Annotated in this window: 18 protein-coding genes and 1 tRNA gene; 7 read left to right on the top strand and 12 right to left on the bottom strand. The window is 60.6% G+C overall.

Annotated elements, in window-relative coordinates; genetic code table 11:
* Window positions 1–30 precede the first annotated feature (30 nt).
* Window positions 31–1,299 (top strand): patatin-like phospholipase family protein, encoded by a 1,269-nt coding sequence (locus J7U39_RS10595; protein ID WP_210628190.1) that lies wholly within the window; start codon window positions 31–33, stop codon window positions 1,297–1,299.
* 275 nt (window positions 1,300–1,574) lie between these two features.
* Here the strand turns inward: J7U39_RS10595 and J7U39_RS10590 are convergent, their stop codons facing one another.
* The 5 genes from J7U39_RS10590 to J7U39_RS10570 all read right to left on the bottom strand — a co-directional run bounded on the left by J7U39_RS10590 (window position 1,575) and on the right by J7U39_RS10570 (window position 9,458).
* Entirely contained in the window at window positions 1,575–2,108 is a 534-nt protein-coding gene (locus J7U39_RS10590) for a histidine phosphatase family protein (RefSeq protein ID WP_210628189.1), read from the bottom strand.
* Window positions 2,109–2,598: 490 nt separating this feature from the next.
* Window positions 2,599–6,414, bottom strand: a complete 3,816-nt coding sequence (locus J7U39_RS10585; protein ID WP_210628188.1) for a vitamin B12-dependent ribonucleotide reductase — start codon at window positions 6,412–6,414, stop codon at window positions 2,599–2,601.
* 623 nt (window positions 6,415–7,037) lie between these two features.
* Window positions 7,038–7,532 (bottom strand): xanthine phosphoribosyltransferase, encoded by a 495-nt coding sequence (gene gpt, locus J7U39_RS10580; RefSeq protein ID WP_210628187.1) that lies wholly within the window; start codon window positions 7,530–7,532, stop codon window positions 7,038–7,040.
* A 215-nt stretch (window positions 7,533–7,747) separates the two neighbouring features.
* Window positions 7,748–8,590, bottom strand: a complete 843-nt coding sequence (locus J7U39_RS10575) for a universal stress protein (RefSeq protein ID WP_210628186.1) — start codon at window positions 8,588–8,590, stop codon at window positions 7,748–7,750.
* Between the two features lie 91 nt (window positions 8,591–8,681).
* On the bottom strand, window positions 8,682–9,458 hold the full coding sequence (locus J7U39_RS10570; protein WP_210628185.1) for a competence/damage-inducible protein A: 777 nt from the start codon (window positions 9,456–9,458) through the stop codon (window positions 8,682–8,684).
* A 246-nt stretch (window positions 9,459–9,704) separates the two neighbouring features.
* Here J7U39_RS10570 and J7U39_RS10565 point away from each other — a divergent pair.
* A tRNA-Leu gene (locus J7U39_RS10565) sits at window positions 9,705–9,790 on the top strand.
* Between the two features lie 393 nt (window positions 9,791–10,183).
* Here the strand turns inward: J7U39_RS10565 and J7U39_RS10560 are convergent.
* Window positions 10,184–10,558 (bottom strand): VanZ family protein, encoded by a 375-nt coding sequence (locus J7U39_RS10560; protein WP_210628184.1) that lies wholly within the window; start codon window positions 10,556–10,558, stop codon window positions 10,184–10,186.
* Window positions 10,559–10,737: 179 nt separating this feature from the next.
* On the opposite strand from J7U39_RS10560, the gene ilvA reads away from it, so the two are divergent.
* The 3 genes from ilvA (at window position 10,738) to J7U39_RS10545 (ending at window position 13,853) form a co-directional block, all read left to right on the top strand.
* Complete coding sequence (gene ilvA / locus J7U39_RS10555) at window positions 10,738–11,988, top strand: threonine ammonia-lyase (RefSeq protein WP_210628183.1); 1,251 nt, start codon at window positions 10,738–10,740, stop codon at window positions 11,986–11,988.
* A 37-nt stretch (window positions 11,989–12,025) separates the two neighbouring features.
* Entirely contained in the window at window positions 12,026–12,352 is a 327-nt protein-coding gene (locus J7U39_RS10550; protein ID WP_210628182.1) for an HlyU family transcriptional regulator, read from the top strand.
* Window positions 12,353–12,581: 229 nt separating this feature from the next.
* A complete protein-coding gene (locus tag J7U39_RS10545; protein ID WP_210628181.1) occupies window positions 12,582–13,853 on the top strand; it encodes a GGDEF domain-containing protein in 1,272 nt (423 codons plus the stop codon).
* A gap of 188 nt (window positions 13,854–14,041) precedes the next feature.
* Here J7U39_RS10545 and J7U39_RS10540 read toward each other — a convergent pair whose 3' ends face one another.
* On the bottom strand, window positions 14,042–14,818 hold the full coding sequence (locus J7U39_RS10540) for an SDR family oxidoreductase (protein ID WP_210628180.1): 777 nt from the start codon (window positions 14,816–14,818) through the stop codon (window positions 14,042–14,044).
* Window positions 14,819–14,924: 106 nt separating this feature from the next.
* Here J7U39_RS10540 and J7U39_RS10535 point away from each other — a divergent pair, with 106 nt between their 5' ends.
* Window positions 14,925–15,500: a TetR/AcrR family transcriptional regulator gene (locus J7U39_RS10535; RefSeq protein WP_210628179.1), complete on the top strand. Its 576-nt coding sequence runs from the start codon at window positions 14,925–14,927 to the stop codon at window positions 15,498–15,500.
* Window positions 15,501–15,548: 48 nt separating this feature from the next.
* On the opposite strand, the gene J7U39_RS10530 is transcribed toward J7U39_RS10535, so the two are convergent.
* Window positions 15,549–16,163: an FMN-dependent NADH-azoreductase gene (locus J7U39_RS10530; RefSeq protein ID WP_064802027.1), complete on the bottom strand. Its 615-nt coding sequence runs from the start codon at window positions 16,161–16,163 to the stop codon at window positions 15,549–15,551.
* Between the two features lie 139 nt (window positions 16,164–16,302).
* Between J7U39_RS10530 and J7U39_RS10525 the strand changes: the two genes are divergently transcribed.
* Window positions 16,303–17,271: a LysR family transcriptional regulator gene (locus J7U39_RS10525; protein ID WP_210628178.1), complete on the top strand. Its 969-nt coding sequence runs from the start codon at window positions 16,303–16,305 to the stop codon at window positions 17,269–17,271.
* Window positions 17,272–17,310: 39 nt separating this feature from the next.
* Here the strand turns inward: J7U39_RS10525 and J7U39_RS10520 are convergent, their stop codons facing one another.
* The 4 genes from J7U39_RS10520 to J7U39_RS10505 all read right to left on the bottom strand — a co-directional run bounded on the left by J7U39_RS10520 (window position 17,311) and on the right by J7U39_RS10505 (window position 21,585).
* Window positions 17,311–19,299, bottom strand: coding sequence for a bifunctional 2',3'-cyclic-nucleotide 2'-phosphodiesterase/3'-nucleotidase (locus J7U39_RS10520; RefSeq protein WP_210628177.1), 1,989 nt, complete (start codon window positions 19,297–19,299; stop codon window positions 17,311–17,313).
* Window positions 19,300–19,587: 288 nt separating this feature from the next.
* Entirely contained in the window at window positions 19,588–19,989 is a 402-nt protein-coding gene (locus J7U39_RS10515; RefSeq protein ID WP_210628176.1) for a PilZ domain-containing protein, read from the bottom strand.
* A gap of 150 nt (window positions 19,990–20,139) precedes the next feature.
* Window positions 20,140–21,051, bottom strand: coding sequence for a DMT family transporter (locus J7U39_RS10510; protein WP_210628175.1), 912 nt, complete (start codon window positions 21,049–21,051; stop codon window positions 20,140–20,142).
* A gap of 72 nt (window positions 21,052–21,123) precedes the next feature.
* Window positions 21,124–21,585, bottom strand: coding sequence for an Lrp/AsnC family transcriptional regulator (locus J7U39_RS10505; RefSeq protein ID WP_210628174.1), 462 nt, complete (start codon window positions 21,583–21,585; stop codon window positions 21,124–21,126).
* Window positions 21,586–21,729 lie beyond the last annotated feature (144 nt).

Below are 21,729 nucleotides of genomic sequence, written 5' to 3'. Positions count from 1 at the left end.
GGAAACTCAGATTCCTGAGTGAGGCTGAGCATGTCGGAAGACGCGCATGCCCCATCGAATGCCGTCTTGTCGGGATCCGTTGACCCCGAGAAGCCCGCTGAGCGTTATAAACTCGGCCTCTGCCTTTCGGGCGGCGGCTATCGGGCCGTGCTTTTCCATGCGGGTTCGCTTGCGAGGCTCAACGAGGCCGGTCTTCTGGCGAAGCTCGGTATGATCTCGTCGGTATCGGGCGGATCCATCGCTTCCGGCCTGCTCGCCTACATCTGGCCCCGGCTGATCTTCGAGAACGACATCGCCGTCAACTTCAGGACCGCATATCTGGATCACGTTCTGGCCTTCAGTCAGCTATTCGCTGATGGGCCGAGCTTCCTGAAGGGCGTGTTCAATCCCTTTTCGAGCGCGGCGGACGAAGCCGCGAAACTCTACGAGCGACATCTGTTCCATGGAAAATCGCCAAGCCTGCGCGAGCTTCCAAGCTCGCCCTGGTTCGTATTTTGCGCCAGCAATCTCAGCACCGGTTCGCTTTTCCGGATGTCGAACCGCTATATCGCGGATTACAGGATCGGCTTGTCGTTCCACCCGACACTTTCGCTCGCAACCGCGGTTGCCGCTTCAGCTGCATTTCCGCCCGTGTTGTCACCGCTGCGATTGGACCTGTCGCAATTTTCGTGGGAGAGGGAAAAACTCGACGACACCGTCGGCGAACCGGTTGCTCCGGGCCGGGCAATATTGAGCGACGGCGGCGTCTACGACAATCACGGCATCGAACCGGCGCTGAAACGCTGCGACTGCCTGCTTGTCAGCGACGCCGGCGCGCCTTGGCGTTCCTCGAGCCGCGGTTACTGGAACTATCTCTCCCAGCTGAAACGCGTTCTCGATACGACGGACAATCAGGTGAGGTCGTTGCGGCGACGAGACTTGATCGGCGGCTTCAAGGCCGCAACACAGGCCGATAGGCTTGGCCTCGATGATCTCGCGAAATCGGCGCTGCGTGCAAGAACCCATGGCGTTTATTGGTCGATCGACAGCAAGGACGCCGAACTCAAGCCATACGCCTCTTACACACTGCCGCCGTCCTCGGTCGTTCCCTCCGAGGTTGGCACCTACCTCCATTTCCTCGGCGCCAGAGAGACGGAGCATCTGACGAATTGGGGGCACTACGTGTGTGACGCGATGCTCAACCGGTTCTACCAATCGCCACCGACTCCATCGTCCGGCCCTCCATTGGCAGCCGGGACCGTGACGCCGACTTGGGCGGCGAGGGCGAGCAAGCGCCTGTTCAACATTCTGCCCTTTTGACAATGGCCTGAGGTACCGGCCAAGGAGAGCCCGAAGGCGGAACTCTGACCGGGTGAGGGAAGCGGCTGCCCGGCGTGTAGCATCCGCCATATAGGGAAGAGATACCCGCAATGGATTACCTTGTGGAATCGATCCCAATTGGTTGACGAGAACGGCTTCTCCGGCCAGGTCGGCGCTGTCGAACCATTCTGCCGTGGACGGCCCGTTCGGACCGGCGCGGGCAGAATCGGAACCGTGCACCATGTCCACTAAATTCAAATCGGAAAGTGGCCTTGTTATCCCAAGGATCTCGGCGTTACGAACCGCTCGAGATAACCGGTGCCCGCCGCAATCTCGTCCCATCCGTCGAGATCGAGGTCAATGACGGCGAGTCCTGCCGTCGGGAACTTCTCCCGCATGCATCTCACGGCATCGGCATCGCCGTCCGGCGCGATCAGCGAGGCCGCATTCTCCATGCCGGGATTGTGGCCGACGATGAGCAGCGTGCGGATGCCAGGTTCGACGGCCCGGATCACATCGAGCATGCGCTCGGCCGGCACCTCGTAGATATCCGCCGCCTCGTGTTCGACCTTTTTCAAAATGGCCCCGCGGACGAGCTTCCAGGTTTCCTGCGCCCGGCGGGCCGGCGAGACGAGGGCGAGATCGGGGATCAGTTTTTCGCGCACCATATAGGCGCCGATGACGGATGCCGCCTTGCGCCCGCGATCCGCCAATGGCCGTTCACGGTCGGCCACACCGTCGGGCCAGGCGGATTTGGCATGGCGCAGAAGGATGAGGCGGTGTTTCGGCAGCATGGGGTTCAGCTTCATTTTATCGCGAGGCCGATGTCGTCGGTTAGAGCTTCGTTGCGTGTTGACTCCTGGAGCATGAAGGGCCTCCGATACAGCTCGCAAACTAGGCGGATGTCACAGGGAGGTCAGTCGTTTCGTCCCACCTTTGCGAAACTTGAGCATCCCGCGGGTTTCGGCGTGACGGTGTGCGATCGAGCCTGGAACGCGTCTTGTCCGAAATCGAATTAAGCTCGACCTCGCTGACGAAACTCTGGACGTCGCCCTGAGTTCCGATGCCAGGAGAACCGCAGCAGGTCTTCGAGCAGGCGTCAACCCTTTTCGAAACCCCAGATGGCAGGCTTATGCAGGCAGGCTATTCGCTGCGAATTCGCAAAACGGGCCACCGTCCGGGCACTTTAAGTGCCCAGACGGGCTGGCCATTGCTTCTGTCGGAAATGGCCAATTTCAGAGGCTTTTGGCCAGAACTAGCTTCGATTTCTCAACAGACACTGAAGAACTGCAAGCCTGCTCAGCTGCACCCGCTCGTCGCGCCGCACGTGTCGCACTTCTCGCACGTCCCATTCCGCACCATCGTGAAGTTCTGGCACTCCGAGCACATGTTGCCGGTATAGCCCTGCATAATTGAGCGCTGGCGGCGTTCGGCTTCCACCTTCTTGGCTTCGGTCTTCGCCGTCGCTGCGTCAGCTGCCGCCTTGTCGGAGAAGAGGGCGGTGGCGTCGCTGGTGATTTCCTCGCTTATCTCTTCGGCGATCTCCTCGGCCAATTCCTTGGCGCGTTCCTCGTAGTCGCGCTTGAAGGCGACGATTTCGGAGGTGGAGACGGCAACTGTCGGCTCCAGCTTGCGGGCCGCGGCACCTGCAAAGGCGGTCACGGTGCCGGTGGAGGCGGCGCGGGCAGGGGCTGCGGTGGCAGCACCCTTGGGTTCGCCCGCCTGGCGTTCGCCGCCGGTGCCGGAGACCAGCGTCGGCTTGTAGCCGCGGGTCCAGCCGGTGGAGAGCAGGTTGGTCTTGCCTTCCTGGATGCCCTTGCCAAGCGCCGTGTTCGAGAAGTCGGACGTGTCGACATGGGCGAGATCATGGCGGCCGAGATAGGAGACGGCGAGTTCGCGGAACACATAGTCGAGGATCGAGGTGGCGTTCTTGATCGCATCGTTACCGATGACCATCCCGGCCGGCTCGAACTTGGTGAAGGTGAAGGCCTCGACATATTCCTCGAGCGGCACGCCATATTGCAGACCGAGCGAGATGGCGATGGCGAAGTTGTTCATCATCGCACGGAAAGCAGCCCCTTCCTTGTGCATGTCGATGAAGATCTCGCCGAGGCGGCCGTCGCCGAATTCGCCGGTTCTGAGATAGACCTTGTGTCCGCCGACGGCGGCCTTCTGGGTATAGCCCTGGCGGCGGTTCGGCAGCTTCTCGCGTTCGCGCGAAACCCGTTCGATCACTCGCTCGATGATCTTCTCGGTGACCGTCACAGCCTGGGCGGCGACGGGCGCCTGCAGCAGTTCCTCCAGCGCATCCTCGTCGTCCTCGTCTTCGATCAGCGAGGCATTGAGCGGCTGCGACAGCTTGGAGCCGTCGCGATAGAGGGCGTTTGCCTTGAGGCCTAGCTTCCAGGACAGCATATAGGCGTTCTTGCAATCCTCGACGGTCGCCTCGTTCGGCATGTTGATCGTCTTGGAAATCGCGCCGGAGATGAAGGGCTGGGCAGCCGCCATCATGCGGATATGGCTTTCGACGGAGAGATAGCGTTTGCCGATCTTGCCGCAGGGATTGGCGCAATCGAAGACCGGCAAATGCTCGGCCTTGAGGAAGGGCGCGCCTTCCAGCGTCATCGCGCCGCAGACATGGATGTTGGCGGCTTCGATGTCCTTCTTCGAGAAGCCCATATGGTCGAGCAGGTTGAAGCTCATGTCGGCGAGCTGCTCGTCGGAAACCTTCAGCGTCTCCTTGAGGAAGTCGGCGCCGAGCGTCCACTGGTTGAAGACGAACTTGATGTCAAAGGCGCTCTTCAGCGCGGCATTGACGGCTTCCACCTTCTCGTCGGTCAGGCCCTTGGCCTTCAGCGTCGACGGGTTGATCGCCGGCGCCTGGTTCAGGTTGCCGTGGCCGACGGCATAGGCTTCGATCTCGGCGATCTGGCTTTCGGAATAACCGAGCGTGCGAAGCGCTTCCGGCACGGCGCGGTTGATGATCTTGAAGTAGCCGCCGCCGGCGAGCTTCTTGAACTTGACGAGGGCGAAGTCAGGCTCGATGCCGGTGGTGTCGCAATCCATGACGAGGCCGATCGTGCCTGTCGGCGCAATGACCGAGACCTGTGCATTGCGGTAGCCATGCTTTTCGCCGAGTTCGAGCGCCTTGTCCCAGGCCGATTTGGCATGGACTACAAGATCCTGGTCGGGGTTTTCCGAATGGATCAGCGCGACCGGATCGATCGATAGCGCCTCATAGCCGGAGGTTTCGCCATAAGCGGCGCGGCGATGATTGCGAATGACCCTGAGCATGCTCTCGCGGTTCGGCGCGAAATTCGGAAAGGGGCCGAGCTCGCCGGCGATTTCGGCCGAGGTCGCATAGCAGATGCCGGTCATGATTGCGGTCAGCGAACCGGCGATGGCACGGGCTTCAGCGGAGTCGTAGGGAATGCCCGACGACATCAGCAGGCCGCCGATATTGGCGTAGCCGAGGCCGAGCGTGCGGTATTCGTAGGAGAGTTCGGCAATGCGCTTCGACGGGAACTGCGCCATCATCACCGAGATTTCGAGCACGACGGTCCACAGGCGAACTGCATGTTCATAGTCGCCGATATTGATGCGCTTGGTGGCCTTGTCCTTGAACTGCAAGAGGTTCAGCGAGGCGAGGTTGCAGGCCGTGTCGTCGAGGAACATGTATTCCGAGCACGGGTTCGAGCCGCGGATCGGGCCGCCGGCCGGCGAGGTGTGCCAGTCGTTCATGGTCGTGTTAAAGTGGATGCCCGGATCGGCCGAAGCCCAGGCGGCATAGGAAATCGTTTCCCAGAGGTCGCGCGCCTTCAGCGTCTTCATCACCCGGCCGTCCTTACGGGCGGTCAGCTTCCATTCGCCGTCATCCTCGACCGCACGCAGGAAGTCGTCCTTGATCGAAACGGAGTTGTTGGAGTTCTGGCCGGATACCGTGAGGTAGGCTTCCGAATCCCAATCCGTGTCGTAGGTCTTGAATTCGAGATCCTTGTAGCCCTGGCGGGCGAACTGGATGACGCGCTGGACGTAGTTTTCCGGAACCTGGTCCTTCTTGGCGGCGCGGATTTCGCGCTTGAGGGCAGGGTTCTTGGCCGGATCGAAGCAATCGCCATTATCGCCGCCTTCGCAGTTGAAGCAGGCCTTCATGATCGCCTTCAGGTGCCTGGCGACGATCTTCGAGCCAGTGACGAGAGCGGCGACCTTCTGCTCTTCCTTGACCTTCCAGTTGATGTATTCCTCGATATCGGGATGGTCGATGTCGACGACCACCATCTTGGCGGCGCGGCGCGTCGTGCCGCCCGATTTGATGGCGCCGGCGGCGCGGTCGCCGATCTTCAGGAAGCTCATCAGGCCGGAGGAGCGGCCGCCGCCGGAAAGCTTTTCGCCTTCGCCGCGCAGCATCGAGAAGTTGGAGCCGGTGCCGGAGCCGTATTTGAAGAGGCGGGCTTCACGCACCCAAAGGTCCATGATGCCGCCTTCGTTGACGAGGTCGTCTTCGACCGACTGGATGAAGCAGGCATGCGGCTGCGGATGTTCGTAGGCCGACTTGGACTTGGTCAGCTTGCCGGTGAAGGGGTCGACGTAGAAGTGACCCTGGCCAGGGCCGTCGATGCCATAGGCCCAGTGCAGGCCGGTGTTGAACCACTGCGGCGAGTTCGGGGCGACGCGCTGGGTGGCGAGCATATAGGCGAGCTCGTCCTTGAAGGCGGCAGCATCTTCTTCCGAAGAGAAATAGCCGCCCTTCCAGCCCCAATAGGTCCAGGTGCCGGCGAGACGGTCGAAGACCTGGCGCGCATCGATTTCGGAACCGGTTTGCTCCTCCTTGGGCAGGGTCTTCAGCGCGGCATCATCGGGAACGGAGCGCCACAGGAAGGAAGGAACGTCGTTTTCCTCGACCTTCTTCAGACGAGTGGGAACGCCGGCCTTGCGGAAATATTTCTGCGCCAGAACATCGGTCGCGACCTGGGAGAACTGCGCGGGAACGTCGATATTCTCGAGGCGGAAGACGATCGACCCATCCGGGTTCTTGATCTCGCTCGTCGCCTTGCGGAATTCGATATCCGCATAGGCGCCTTGGCCGGCCTTCGTGAAACGACGTTCGATGCGCATAGTCTTGACCTCGCGTTGGCGCCCGTCCCCTGGGCGCAAATTTCCTATCCGGCGGCACATTGTCGTCGTGCAGCCAGTCTCGTTTCCGTATTGTCACAGGGGTGTCATCCGGAGATGGCTTTCCTGTATCTTGTGGTGATGGTGGCTGCAAACACTAAATATAGTATTAACAACTTATTATCGCCAGTCCCGATGTCACTTTTTTTGGAGGCTGAAAACTGCGCAGAGATTCCCTCGGGCCTGAACCGGTTCCGGCGCATGCCCTCAATCTGCGTCTTGTTTTTCAAAGGGAACCGGGCTCGTAACCTCCGGTCCTGTCGCCGCCGCAACATCACGAACAATAAAGTTTGAAACAGCTGATTCCGTCAAGGGCTGGTTTTTAATTGAATGGTAACCACAACATCTTGTGGATGCGCCTGTGGAGATTGGGGAAAGTCGGGGAGTGCTGAAAATACAAGGACTTGCGGGTGTCGCCGGCTAAGGAAAATCTCGTAGCAGCAAAAAAGCGTCCTGCGGCAAATCTTGTGATGGCATTTCCGGCACAAATGCGCATGCCGATTCGCTGAGCCGGCGAGCGCTGTCGAAGTGCGCCGAGAATGCCGGCGCACTCCGGATAGCGGCGGTTAGCGCGCGCCCTTGGCGATCGGTTCCTGATAAGTGAAGCCCATGTCCCAGGGGAAATAGATCCAGGTGTCCTGGCTGACCTCGGTGATGAAGGTGTCGACGGTCGGCACGCCCTTCGGCTTGGCATAGACGCAGGCGAAATGCGCCTTCGGCAGCATGGTGCGCACCTGTGCGGCTGTTTTGCCGGTATCCGTCAGATCGTCGACCACGAGCACGCCTTCGCCGCCGTTTTCGGTAAGCTCCGGCGCAATTCCCTTGAGGAGCACCATGTCGCCCTGGTTCACATAGTCGTGGTAGGAGGCGATGCAGACGGTCTCGATCAGCCGGATGTTCAGTTCGCGCGAGATGATTGCGGCCGGAACGAGGCCGCCGCGGGTGATGCAGACGATCGCCTTGAAGGCCTGATCGAGGCCGGCAAGCCGCCAGGCAAGTGCGCGCGCATCGCGGTGGAACTGATCCCAGGAAACGGGAAAGGCTTTATCGGGAAGGGACATAGGGCTGCTCCGCGGCATGATTGAGAGGACACGCCGTTTGTCGGCGACCGGACGGCTTCAGCGGCAAAACGCAAATCGCGCAGCCGGAACTGCGCGAGATCGCGAGCTGCCGCGCGAGATCGCACGTGCTACTGCGCGAGGCGTGGCCGGGGCTGGAAGCCTTCATCGGTGGCAGCAATTAGCGGGATTTGCCGGTAAAACGCAAGAGCAGCCGCTCATCGCGACAACAGCGTCAGCGCCGTCATCGATTGCAGCAGGCTCTTCGTCGTGCCGCCGAAGATCGCCTGCCAGAGCCGGGAATGGGTATAGGCGCCCATGACGAGAAGGTCGATGCTGCTGTCCGACAGCCGGTTTTCGATGACATTCGAGGCATTCCTGTCGACGCTGTGGCCCGTCGCAAGCGTCGTCTTCACGCCATGGCGGGCAAGTGCAGCGGCGATCTCGGCGCCTGATGTGAGCGGCGACTGCAGGGCGGTATCGGCCGGGTCGACCGAAAAAATCTCCACCTCCTCGGCCGCTTTCAGGAAGGGCAGCGCATCGAAGGTCGCGCGCGCCGCCTCCTTCGAGCCATTCCAGGCGATCAGCACGCGCTTGATCGGCCTCGGCTGGCGGATAACGTAAGGGATCATCAGCACCGGTCGCCCGGTTTCGAAGAGGAAGCTGTCGACGTCGACATGGCTGTCGGAGGGATTGTCCGGGTCGGCCTGCGATGCGATCAGAAGATCGGCGCTGCGGGCGCTTTCGATCAGCGGTGCGGAACCGTAACCGGTGGAGGTGGCAAAGCTGCGCCATTCCGAGGAGGCGCCGGCGGCCTGCGCTTTCGCCTGAAAGATGCGCTCGACGGCGACCGTTTCACCATGCGCCATATCCTGCAGCGCCTGCACCGCGACGGGATCGGGAATTTCCATCGGCGCCACCAGCGGCACGGCCGAGATGGTTTCGGCATGCAGGCCGATCACGTGAGCACCGCTTTCTGCGGCAATCGCAAAGGCGAAATCGGCAACGACGGCGCTATTGTCTGCCGTATCGAGAATGGCGAGGATGGTTTTGTAGGACATATCAATTCTCCTTGCGCTGAAATGACGTGCGCGAGGGACGGAATGCACCGGACCGTTCTCCCGTTCCATGACGGGAATCAAGTCCAGTCCCTCAAGCCTCGGCAGAATGGTTTTTTGCGATCGCCTTGTTCCGGCCGATGGCGTCGATCATCGCATGCACCTCGGCGCCGGCTGCATCGATTGCCGGTTGCGAGCGGCCGCGCACGACGATCTCGGTCGAGAATTTCTGGCCGAGATAACGTGGGTAGGAACCGATGCTGGTGTCCGGATGCGCTTTCTGGATCGCGGCAAGCGGGGTGCCGATATCACCCTCGCCGTAAGGGCAGGCGATGGCGAGCGAGAGCAGCGGCGTGCCGGTGCGAAGCGTCGGCAGCACATTGTCGACCATGGCCTGAAAGACCTGCGGCACGCCGGCCATGACATAGACATTGCCGATGATGAAGCCCGGCGCCGTCGACACCGGATTGGGGATATGAACGGCACCCCGCGGCATGCGCGCCATGCGCTGGCGCGCCTCGGTGAAGTCCATCTCGCGGCGACGGTACATATCGGCCAGCAGGGTCATTGCCGCTTCGTCATATTCGCAGGGCAGGCCGAAAGCCTTGGCGATTGCATCGGCGGTGATGTCGTCATGCGTCGGCCCGATCCCGCCCGAGGTGAAGACGTAATCATATCGAGGGCGAAGCGCATTCAGCGCCTCGACGATCGCCTCCTCGTCGTCGGCGACGATGCGCACTTCCTTGAGATCGATGCCTGACAGGGTGAGCAGATCGGCGAGGTGGCCGATATTCTTGTCCTTGGTGCGGCCGGAAAGGAGTTCGTCGCCGATGGCGAGCATGGCGGCGGTGACGACGGTGTCATGGCTCATGGGATGTTCCGTGATGTGAGGCTGGTCAATAGGTAGCGCCCTCGGGCCGCTTTGCAAACACTCGCGCGTGATGCGGAAAAGTGTGAGCGGTTTTCCGACGATATCATGCTCTTTGGCACCGACCGATGCGTCTCTTTCGCGCTGAAATGCCTGCTCATTCATTCCGGGGCCGGCAGAGCTGATCTTATTTTTACGCCCCACGGCTCTTCCCATAGTCGGTGACGCGAGATATTGAAAACGCCGCAAGCGGGCGTGGCGAAACTGGTAGACGCAAGGGACTTAAAATCCCTCGGCCTTAGGCTATACGGGTTCGATCCCCGTCGCCCGCACCAGCCTACGCTCTGTGAGCTTCGGCTCGGCGAGCCGAAGAGAGCAGCCAAGCGAAGGCTGTCGCGCCGTAGTTCCGTCGGGAACGAAGGCGGACTGGTTCGATAATGCCCCGGTTCGCTGCAACAATCTTTATAATCCTGTTTGAATATGCCTGTATATTGCGCGCAAAAAAGCGCGTTGTTGCTTGACAATGACATTTTCGGTGCAAGGATTGCGCCGCGGCGAGTAAGTGTTGTCTTGTGGGAGTAAGACGATGGTTTACGATTGGAGCGGGACCAGGGTTCGGCGCGTCCGGATCTTCAAGACGAGTGTCGCATTTGTTCTTGCAACTGCTGTGGCTGCGATACCGCTGTTTTTCTGGGCAATGGATTTGCCGGGTTTCTGATTCGCAATAATTAGCGTTCTGTGAAAGGCAGGCCGCTTGGAGCTCTGCTCTCGCGCCATCTGTTGATCACCCAGCCGGCAACGAGGCCGAGGGCGGCGCCCATGGCCTTGATGCCCGCGTCATGCAGGCGCGGATGGCGGGTCGGCGCGAAATACTGCAGATATTCGATGGCGACCGCCCCAACGATCAGCAGCACGGCCACCAGTTTCCACTGCTTCGGATAGGCGAGAGCAAAGGAGAGGCCGAGCAGAACATAGGCGGTGCCGCGGTCCGCATCGACCGTCGTCACCGTATTCGGTCTCAGCCCGATCGGCGAAACCGTGACAAACAGGATGAGGGCGAGCAGCAGCCAGGCGAGCGGTCTTGCGAATTTGAAGATCATCATCGCTCCATATAAGTGGCAGGCCTTTTCATTGACAGTTAAAATCAGTTCATCTGCCGCCGATTTTGCGATTGGCTTAAGAAAGGCTCTATGGGCTGGGCCGGCCGATCAGTGAACCCTTTCCTTTGGCCGCCGGCCTGTGCCATAGCGGCGGTGACCAATCATGAGAACGGACCACGCCCGTGACGAGACTTGAAGTCGAAAGCGCCGAAGAGGCAATGCGCAGCCTCTTTCCGGCAACGCCGCTGCAGCTCAATGACCATCTCTCGGCCCGCTACGGCGCCGACATATGGCTGAAGCGCGAGGATCTGTCGCCGGTGCGCTCCTACAAGATCCGCGGCGCCTTCAACTTCTTCCGCAAGGCGATCGGGCAGGGGGCGGCCGGCAAGACCTTCGTCTGCGCCTCGGCCGGCAACCACGCCCAGGGCTTTGCCTATGTCTGCCGTCATTTCGGCGTGCCGGGCGTCGTCTTCATGCCGGTGACGACGCCGCAGCAGAAAATCGACAAGACTCGCATGTTCGGCGCTGAATTCATCACCATCCGGCTGTTCGGCGACTTTTTCGACCAGTGCTATCAGGCGGCGCGCGAGCATGTCGAGGCGGTCGGCGGCGTCATGGTGCCGCCCTTCGACCATGCCGATATCATCGAGGGGCAGGCGACGGTCGCTGCCGAGATCATGCAGCAGCTGCCCGAGGGAACGGTGCCTGACATGGTGATTCTGCCGGTCGGCGGCGGCGGACTGGCCGCCGGCATCACCGGTTATCTCGACGGCATCGTGCAGAAATCGGCCTTCGTCTTCGCCGAACCGGCCGGCGCGCCGAGCCTCAGGCGCAGCATTGAGGCAGGCAAGGTGACGACGCTTGCCAAGGTCGACAACTTTGTCGACGGCGCAGCGGTCGCCCGCATCGGCGACCTGAATTTCGCCGCCCTTCGTGATTTCCCGGCAAGCCAAGTGCAACTGATGTCGGAAAACGCCATCTGCGTCACCATCCAGGAGATGCTGAACGTGGAGGGCGTCGTACTGGAGCCGGCCGGCGCCCTGTCGCTGACGGCGGTCGCTGCGATGGACGCCCAGGCAATCCGCGGCAAGAGCATCGTCGCCGTTGTCTCCGGCGGCAATTTCGATTTCGAGCGCCTGCCTGACGTAAAGGAAAGAGCCATGCGTTACGCAGGGCTGAAGAAATACTTCATCCTGCGGCTCGCCCAGCGCCCCGGGGCGCTCAGGGATTTTCTCAATCTGCTCGGCCCCGACGACGATATCGCCCGCTTCGAATATCTGAAAAAATCGGCGCGCAACTTCGGCTCGATCCTGATCGGCATCGAAACCAAGGCGCCTGAGAACTTCGCCCGGCTGATTGCGAATTTCGAAGCTTCCGGCATGGGTTACGAGGATATCACCGAGAACGAGATCCTCGCTAACTTGATCATTTGACTTGGCGATCGCAAGGCCGCCGTGCTAGAGACGCGTCATGGCTTCATTCTTTTCAAATCTCTTTTCGATGTTCTCCGGCGGGGCTAAACCAGCCTCGCAGGCGGCAGGCCCGTCCGGCGAGCCGCAGCTTTACGGCGATTGCACGATTTATGCGGAGCCGCGCAAGGAAGGCAGCCAGTATCGTCTGGCCGGCCGCATCGAAAAGAAGGTCGGCGACGAGGTGCTGGTGCGCAATTTCATCCGTGCCGATATGTTTTCCTCCTCCGACGATGCGATCGAATGCACGGTGCGCAAGGCGCAGCAGATTATCGATCAGCATGGTTCGTCACTCTTCAGCGATGGCGAGAAGATCCGTCAGGTCTGAAACCCGAATCCCGGCCGGGGGAGTTTTCTTGCTTTTCAAGTTCTGGTTCTGATCCCGGTCATGTGATCTTGCACACGCAATCTTAAAGGATTGCGGCGAAAGCTATCGCTTGCAGGATTTGCAGGGCCGCTCTTGTGCTTCAATTTTTCAGACGATCGATCAAGGGATCCGCTGCCGTTATCGCAGCGCCCGCCCGGCCGCGAAGGCGCCTCCCGGACGCCGCGGTGCCGTGATGGAGACTATCAACCTCGCGCTCTTCGTCGTCGAAGCCATTGCCTATTTCGTGCTGATGGTGACGCTTCTGCATTTCCGCCATCGGCTCGGCCTCGGGGTTTTTTTGACGGCGCTCGGCGTCATGCATTTCATGGAGACCTACCTAGCGGCGGTCTTTTACGTCTCGCTGCCGTTCGGCGACGTGTCCCCGGGGTCTTCGGTCTTCTTCTCCGGCAAGCTGATGATGATCCTGATGCTGTATCTGTGGGAGGATGCCGCGACGGTGCGCCAGCCGATCTACGGCTTGTTTCTCGGCAATCTGCTGACCGTCGGCATCGCCTGGGTGCTGCAGTTGCACCAGCCGCTGCAGCTGTCGTCGAACCACACGCCCGATGTCGATTTCCTGAAGGAGATGGGTTGGCTGATGATCTGGGGCACGGCGCTGCTCTACGTCGATTCGCTCGGCATCATTCTGCTCTATGAAAAACTCGGCGATTTCTTCCGCAGGCGTGTCGTTCTGCGTTTCATGATCTCCGGCTTTGTGCTGCTGACTTTCGACCAGGTTGGCTTCTTTGCCGCGCTTCACTATTTCCTCGACGTTCCGGTCGCCGTATTCTGGGGTGGCTGGAAGGCGAAAATGCTCTCCGTCTGCCTCTATGGGGCGATGTTTGCCGTCTATGAATATCGAATCCGCCGCCTTGGCGCCGACGCCGCCGCGCGCTCCATCAGCGACGTCTTTGGTGATCTCACCTTTCGCGAGCGCTATAACGATCTTCTGGAGCGCACCGGCCGCGATATGCTCACCGGCGTTTATGACCGCACGCGCATGGAACTCGAAGCGCCGCTGATGCTGCGGGAGGCCCTGAGGCAGGGGCTGTTTGCCACCGTCCTCATTATCGACGCCGATCACTTCAAGGATGTCAACGACGGTCATGGCCATCTTCAGGGCGACGAGGTGCTGAAGGCGATCGCCGCCCGGCTCGGCACGACACTGCGATCAAGCGACCGCATCTTCCGCTTCGGCGGCGAGGAATTCGTCGCCGTCTGCCCCGGCACAAGCCACGAAGAAGGGCTGCTCCTTGCCGACCGCCTGCGCTGGACGATCGAGACCAGCGTCAAAACACCGGATAACAAGCCGGTGACGGTCAGCATCGGCGTTGCCACAGCTGACGAGGACGGCATCAGCTTTACGACGGTGCTCACCGCCGCCGACGGCAGGCTCTACGCGGCAAAGAAAAGCGGCCGCAACTGCGTCGTCGGCCGCTCCGGTATGATGCAACCGAGTTAGAGCCTTTCCTGATTAGATTGAATCATTCTGTTGATCCAAACGGAGTGGGATGGTCGACCGGCCGGCGCGCGTCGTAGCCAGGCTCTACGGCCAGGCCGGCCGGTCGATCAGTTGGTCCGTTTCGGCCAACAATCCCGCAGATGCGCAGGGAGCGGGGGCTGGGCAGGTGTTGCCAACCCCCACTTCAGTCAGGCGGCGCGGAAGATCTTGGCCCCGGAGGGTGCGCTCGTCATGCCGCCGTCGACGGTGATCTCGATGCCGGTGACATTGGCGGAATCGTCCGATGCCAGATAGAGCGCCGCCTTGGCGATTTCGTCGGCTTCGCTCATGCGGCCGAGCGGGCTCAGGCCGCCCATGCGAGCCTCGAGCGCCGACATCGCATCTTCTGTGGGTGCCATCGGCGACCAGATCGGTGTCTTCGTGCCGCCAGGAGTCACCTGGTTGACACGGATGCCGCGCGGCGCGAGTTCCGACGCCATATTGCGCGTCATCGCGCGCACCGCAGCCTTGGTGGCCGCATAGGCCGACCAGCCGGGAGCGCCGAGCACGGCATGCACCGAGCCGTTGAGAATGACCGAGCCGCTGTCGTTGAGATGCGGCAGGGCCGATTGCACGGTGAAGAACACTGCCGTCAGATTGGTGCTGATGATCCGATTGAACTGCTCCGGCGAGGTGTCACCGAGCGGTGTTGCGCCGCCGATGCCGGCATTGGCGAAGACGATGTCGAACTTGCCGACCTTTGCGGCAGCCTCCGCAAAAGCCTTCTCGGTGGCGGCGGCATCGGTGACATCGACCTTCAGCGCCAGCACGCCGGCCCCAAGCGCCTTTTCGGCGGCGGCAAGCGTTTCCGGGTTGCGGCCGGTGATCACCACCTTGGCACCCTCATCGATGAACACCTTGGCGGTTGCAAGACCGATACCGCTGTTGCCCCCGGTGATGAGGGCGACCTTGTTTCTTAGACGCATGATGCATGCTCCTCTTGGAAATGACAACGATCTGGATTATAATCGTTAGCTACAAGGATTATGATTGTAATCCATGTAAGTCAAGACGTAATACGGGGAGAATTCGATGGGACGTTCGCAACTGGAAAAACAGAAGACGCACGAGAAGATCGTCGAGACCGCTTCGAAGCGGCTGCGCGAGGAGGGGCTTGACGGTATCGGCGTCGCCGACCTGATGAAGGAAGCCGGGCTGACTGTCGGCGGCTTCTACAAGCACTTCGCCTCCCGCGACGATCTCGTCGCCGAGGCAGTCCAGTTCGCCTTCGATTCATGGGGACGCGGGCTTGAGGCCGAAGGAGTGAACCCGGCAGAGATGACCGCGGCGGATATCGCCGATCGTTATGTCAGCGCCTATCATCGCGACAACCCCGGCGATGGCTGCCCTTTTGCCGCACTGACCTCGGATCTGTCCCGCAGCGGCGAGAAGGCGCGGCGCATTGCGACGGAGCGGCTCGAACGCAATTTCGAGGCTTTGGCGAGCAAGGCCACGGGAGCAAATGAAGCGGAAAGACGGCGAAAGGCAATCATGGCTTTCGCGATGATGGCAGGCGGCGTCGGCCTTGCCAGGGTTTCCTCGGATGAGGCTCTTTCGGGCGAAATCCTGGAGACGATCCGGGATTTCGTCGCCGATATCGACAAATGACGAACGGCCGGCAGGTGCCGGCCGTTCGATGGAGGCTTCGAAAGCCGATCATGCGGCGAGTGCGATTTCCTCGACGCGCGACTTGGCGGCGCCGATGGCCTTTTCAGCGGCTTCCGGGCCAAAAGCCAGGCCTTCGACATAGATGGTTTCGATATCGGTGATACCGAGGAAGCCGAGAACCGATTTCAGGTAAGGCACGGCATGGTTCAGGGGAGCGGCCGGTCCCTGCGAATAGACGCCGCCGGAAGCAAGTACCACATAGACCTTCTTACCGGTTACGAGGCCGACCGGGCCGCTTTCCGTATACTTGAAGGTCACGCCGGCGCGGGCGACATTGTCGATCCAGGTCTTCAGCGACGAATAGATGTTGAAGTTGATCAGGCCGGTGCTGATGACGATCGTGTCGGCGGCAAACAGTTCGGCGACCAGTTCGTCGGAGGTCTTGATGGCTGCGATCTCTTCGGCGGTGCGGGCTTCCGCCGGCTTGCGGATCGCGCCGGTGAAGAGGTCGTCGATATGCGGCAGCGGGGTGGCGGCAAGGTCGCGGCGGACGACGACGCTGCCCGGTTTCTGGTTTTTCAGCTTCTCGGCGAGATCGGCGGCGATCGGCGTCGAGAGCGATTCGGCACGCGGGCTGGACGTCAGAAGAAGAATGGACGACATGGATCATTTCCTTTCGAATTGAACGGAACGGCTCGTTGCAGGGAGGTGAGCCGCGGTGTCGAACAGGAAAATAAGTCTGGCCTGCTATCGAAAAAACGGAGATAATGTCGATCGAAACTATCGATGGAATGGATGGAAGATGCTTCCGAACCCGACTCTGGACCAATTGCAGGTGTTTCTGACCGTTGCCGAGACCGGCAGCTTTTCGGCCGCTTCGCGCGCGCTGAATCGCGCACAGTCGGTCGTCAGCTATACGATCGCCAATCTCGAGGCACAGCTCGAGATGCCGCTTTTCGAGCGCTCCGGGGCGCGCCAGCCGAAGCTGACGGAAGCGGGCAAGGCGATGCTGGAGGATGCGCGACGAATTCTCGGCGACCTGCAGGTCATGCGGGCGCGCGTCAAGAGCCTGAAGGAAGGACTCGAAGCGGAGGTATCCGTGGCCATCAGCGTCATGGTGCCGTCGAAGGCTGTGGTGGATGTCCTCCACGAATTCCGTGAGATGTTCCCGTCCGTTTCCATGAACCTCAACGTCGGTGAACTCGGAATGGTCATGGATCTCGTTCTGAGCGGCAAGGCGACGATCGGAATTGGCGGAGCAGTCCTGAAGCAGGACGATTCGGTCGTCACGGAGCGGATCGGTCACTCCTTCATGATGCCCGTCGCCGCGCGCAACCACCCGCTGGCCGAACTCGATCGGCCGCTGACCCTCGGTGATGTCCGCGAGGAGGTGCAACTCGTCGTCACCGATGCGTCGGGTCGGACGAAGGGGCGCGATTTCAACGTCCTGTCCTACAAGACATGGCGCGTCAGCGATATCGCCACGAAGCATCAGCTCATCAAGAGCGGCCTCGGCTGGGGCGGCCTTCCAGCGTCCCTGATCCATGACGATCTCCTGAGCGGCACGCTCGTCCATCTCGATCTGGATGCTTATGAGCAGGGGGAGTACGCCATCTATTCGATGCGCCGGCTCGCCAATCCGCCGGGGCCGGCGGCCACCTGGATGATCGATGCCTTCCGCTCGCGGCTTACGCGTTGCCCGAGCCAGGCGGACTTGCACGCCCGGATTGCCGAATTGCGGGAACCTGTCGTGCCGCTCGCGGCCGAATGAGGAAGGCGCGGTTCCCGCGCCTTCCTCCAGATTCTGCCCTTAGAGAACCAGCCGGAACTTCGAGAAGCCGTCGGCACCGTCGCCGGCATCCTCGATCTTGACGCTCTTGACCGCGGCGAGGAACTGTTTTGCCTTGGGACCGCTTTCGAAGGTGACGGTCGTTCCTGGTAGCGGCTTGAAGGTCCAGTTCGCATCGGCCGACGGATTGATCGTACCCTGGTCGTGGACATAGCGGACGATGACGTCGCGATTGGTATCAGGTGCCTGGAAGATCACCTTGTCCGCTGCAATCTCGGGGAAACTGCCGCCGCCGCCGGCGCGGTAATTGTTGGTGACGACGACGAACTTCTGAGCCGGATCGATCGGCTTGCCATCGAAGGCGAGATTCTGGATGCGATTGGAGTCCGGATTGATCGTCTTGCCGGATGAATCATACTTCGGCGGCTGCGACAGGTCGATCTGGTAGGTCACCCCGTCGATGACGTCGAAGTTATAGGACGGGAAGTCTTTGTTGAGCAGAGCCGCATCCTTCGAGCCGGCTTCGATGTGATTGAACATGCCGGCAGACATTTCGAGCCAGTTCTTCACCTGCGCGCCGGTGATGGCGACAGCCTGCACCGTGTTCGGATAGAGGTAGAGGTCGGCGACGTTCTTGATGGCGATATCGCCGGCCGGAACGTCGGTATAATAATCCGCGCCGCCTCGACCGCCGGCCTTGAAGGGAGCCGCGGCCGAAAGCACCGGCAGATCCTTGAATTCAGTGTCGGCGAGCATCTGCTTGATGTACCAGGTCTGCGCCTGGCTGACGACCTGCACGGAAGGATCGTCGGCGACGAGCGCGAAATAGGAGTAGAGCGGCGCGGAGGTCTTGCCGACGGGCGTGCGGACATAGGCGAGCGTCGCCGCATGCTCTGATTTGGCCGCCTCGACCACCTCTTTCTTGTCGGCGTAATCGGCGACGACTTTCTTCTTGTCGTCGCGATGATAGATCGGCCGTGCTTCCGAGGTGAAATCGACGATCTTCCAGCTGTTGCCGTCCTTTTCGAGCAGCAGGTCGATAAGGCCGAGATGCGAGCCCCAGAAGCCTGCCATCACGGCGGGCTTGCCATGCAGTGTGCCCTTGACCGGGTCGGCATTGGCGACGCCGTCCCAGCTCTTCGGGCCGGGGAAGACGAGATGCTGGTGACCGGTGAAGATCGCGTCGATCCCGTCGACGGCGGCCAGATGCAGTGAGGCGTTTTCCATCTTTTCGGACGGCGCGCTGCCGTCGATGCCGGAATGGGAAAGCGCGATGACGATATCGGCGCCGGCTTCCTTCATCGCGGGGACCCAGGCCTTGGCGGCCTCGACGATGTCGCGCGTCTGCGCCTTGCCTTCAAGGTTCTTGATGTCCCAGAGCATGATCTGCGGCGGTACGAAACCGATGAAGCCGATCTTGACCGGGCTTTCCTTGCCGGCACCGTCCTTGATCTGCTTTTCCACGATGACGTAAGGCTTGAAGAAGAGGTCGTCCCGCTTGGGGTCCGAGGCGAGCTGGCCTTTGGTCAGGTTGGCGCAGACGAAGGGGAAGTTGGCGCCCGACAGCACCTTGAACATGAAGTCGAGGCCGTAGTTGAACTCGTGATTCCCGAGCGTGCCGACGGTATAGCCGAGCGTGTTCATCGCCTTGATCACGGGATGGACGTCGCCGTCCTTCATGCCGTGCTGATAGGCCATGTAGTCGCCCATCGGATTGCCCTGCAGCACATCGCCATTGTCGATCAGCAGCGAGTTGACGGCTTCCGCACGGATATTGTCGATGATCGTCCCGGTGCGCGCCAGACCCATCGTGTCGTTCGGCTTGTCGGCATAATAGTCATAGGGGAAGACGTTGACGTGAATGTCCGTCGTTTCCATCAGACGGAGATGCGCCTGGTTGGCGCTGGCACGCGCACTGAATGGGTGCAGCAGCACCAGGGCGGAGGTGGCGGCAAGGCCGCCGAGCAGGGAACGGCGGCTCATCAGGCCGACATCGAAAATGGAAGACATGGAAGCTCTCCTTCAAAGATCATGCATCGTCCGGCCCCTCAGCATTAGGACGATTTGGCGAGGAGTACACTGCGAAAATGACAGGACGGAAACAATCCGTGGCAAAGGCGAAATGGTTTTAAAACGCAACCTATAGCGAGATCTTCCGACTGAATCCCTCGGGGCGCGGCGCGAGCAGCGTCGTCACTGCAAAGGGTCAAAGATTTCGGGCGCACCGCGGCCGGTGTGGTCGACAAAACGCAGGCGACTTACGGCGGCGATGTGCCTCGGCGCAAAGGCGGTGCGGCCTTACGATTTCAGCGTCGACGTCGCCAAATGAGGTGGGCGGTCGCCGCTGGTAGCGGCTCTAAGCTGACGAACCGCCAGCACCGGCCGTATTTCCTTATGGAAAAAGCGGAAATAGGAAGAGACCTGTGCCCGGGCATTCGAATTCACATCGAACTGCACGCCGATGCGGCCATTGTGCTTCCAGCGGATGATGCCTTCGAGCAGTCCGATATTTTCGGCTTCGATGCGCACCTTGCTGCCGGAAGCGGCATGGAGTGGCGTCTTCGTCTCCAGGGCGGCGCCGGTCACCGACAGGTTGAGAATGCGGACATCCACTTCGCTGTTCAGATATTTGACGCTGCCGAAGACGCGGCAGTTTTGCCGGTCCGCCTTTCGCGCGGTGATTTTCAAGTTTCGGGTCATGCTGTCTCCCTCGGATACAGTCGGAGAGCATAGCGCCCGAAAATTGAAATGGTTTTAGTGGCTTGGCTAAAATTGCAATGAAACGGTTGGCGTTACTGCAGGTCGCCGAGATGCGTGCAGCGATTCTGGAAAGCCAATGTGTAAGACCCGCTAGCGCAGGTCGCCTGACTCAAATGCGACGCCGCGGGCGTTGGCCGTTCTGCGCGCCACCACATGTTCGCGCCAGACAGTGAAGATGCCGGCTCCAACCACGATTGCCGAGCCGACGATCGTGTTGAGACTGAGCGTTTCGCCATAGATCGTCACGCCGATGATCGAAGCGTAGACGAGGGACAGATAGGTCAGCGGCTGAACGGCGGCGGCATCGAGACTATCGTAGGCGCGGATCAGGAAATAATGGCTGGAAATGCTGGTCATACAGACCAGCGCCATCCAGCCCCAGTCGCCCGATGACATCCAGCTCCAGTAGAACGGCCCGATCAGCGTCATCGCGACGGCGCCGACGACACCGGTATAGAAAAAGCTGGTCGTCGAAGAATCGTCGCGGCTGACGAGGCGTGTGGCGATGACGTAGAAGGCGAAATTGAAACAGGAGGCGACGGCGAGAAGCAGCTTCACGTCGAAAAAATCGCCTTCCGGTTTCAGGATCAGCAGCACTCCAAAAAGCCCGGCGCCGATTGCCGCCCATCGCCTCCATCCGACTCGCTCGCCGAGGATCGGCATTGCCAGCAGTGCGATGAGGATCGGCGTCGCCGAAAAGATCGCCTGTGAACGGGCAAGGCCGATCACGGCAAAACAGGTGATGGCCAGAACCACCTGGACCGCGAGCAGCACACCGCGCGCCACCTGCAGGACGGGGCGTTTGGTACGGGCCGTCGCCTTGAGACCGCCGCGCATCTTCGAAGCGAGAATGACTGTGAAAAGCCCGAAGGCCCAGTAGCGGATCATCGTCACGAAGATCGGGGGATAGGTGGAAGCCAGGTGTTTGGAGATGGCGTCCTGCAGCGAAAAGATGGTCAGCGCCAGCAGGGCGAAAATGTAACCGTGTGTCTTCGATTTCATGACAGGCCAATAAGCGGGAGACGCCCGCGCGTGGCGAAAGTCTGGTCAGGCATTCGGGAAATAAGCAAGGCCTCAAAACCCTACATTCGGCCTGTCGATGATTTCTCTGAGCGCGAAACTCGAATTGATCTTGACCACATGGGGGAGGGCCGACAGCCAGTCGCGATGGATACGCTCATAGTCTTCGAGGTCGCGGGCAGCGACCCTGAGGATGTAGTCATATTCGCCCGACATCAGGTAGCAGACGAGCACGTTGGGACAGAGCTTCACCGCCGACTCGAACTCCGCCAACGTCTTGGCGAACTGGCCTGAGAGTGAAATATGCACGATGGCGATCATCTTGTAGTCGAGCGCCTTGTGCGAAAGCCGCGCATGGTAGCCGTCAATGACGCCGCTTCTTTCAAGAATGTCGAGCCGGCGCGAACAGGCCGAGGGGGAAAGTCCGATCCGCTCGGCGAGCTCGGCATTGGTGATGCGGGCATTGGCCTGCAAAACCTTCAGAATCGCAAGATCGATGGTATCAAGGTTGACCATTCGAAGAACCTTCGAAAACAAGAGTTAGTGACGCAATAATCACCGAAAAATCGCATCTGCGCAAACCGTCTTTGCAAGGACATTTCGCAGCCTTGATGGTTGGATCGGTCGCAGAGGAGATCCGCGACCGCGGAGACAGAAGGA

Origin of the sequence: Rhizobium sp. NLR16a (assembly GCF_017948245.1) — a bacterium.
Lineage (GTDB): Bacteria > Pseudomonadota > Alphaproteobacteria > Rhizobiales > Rhizobiaceae > Rhizobium.
Note: the sequence above shows the minus strand (reverse complement) of the source record. Positions and strands in the feature narration are given on the sequence as shown.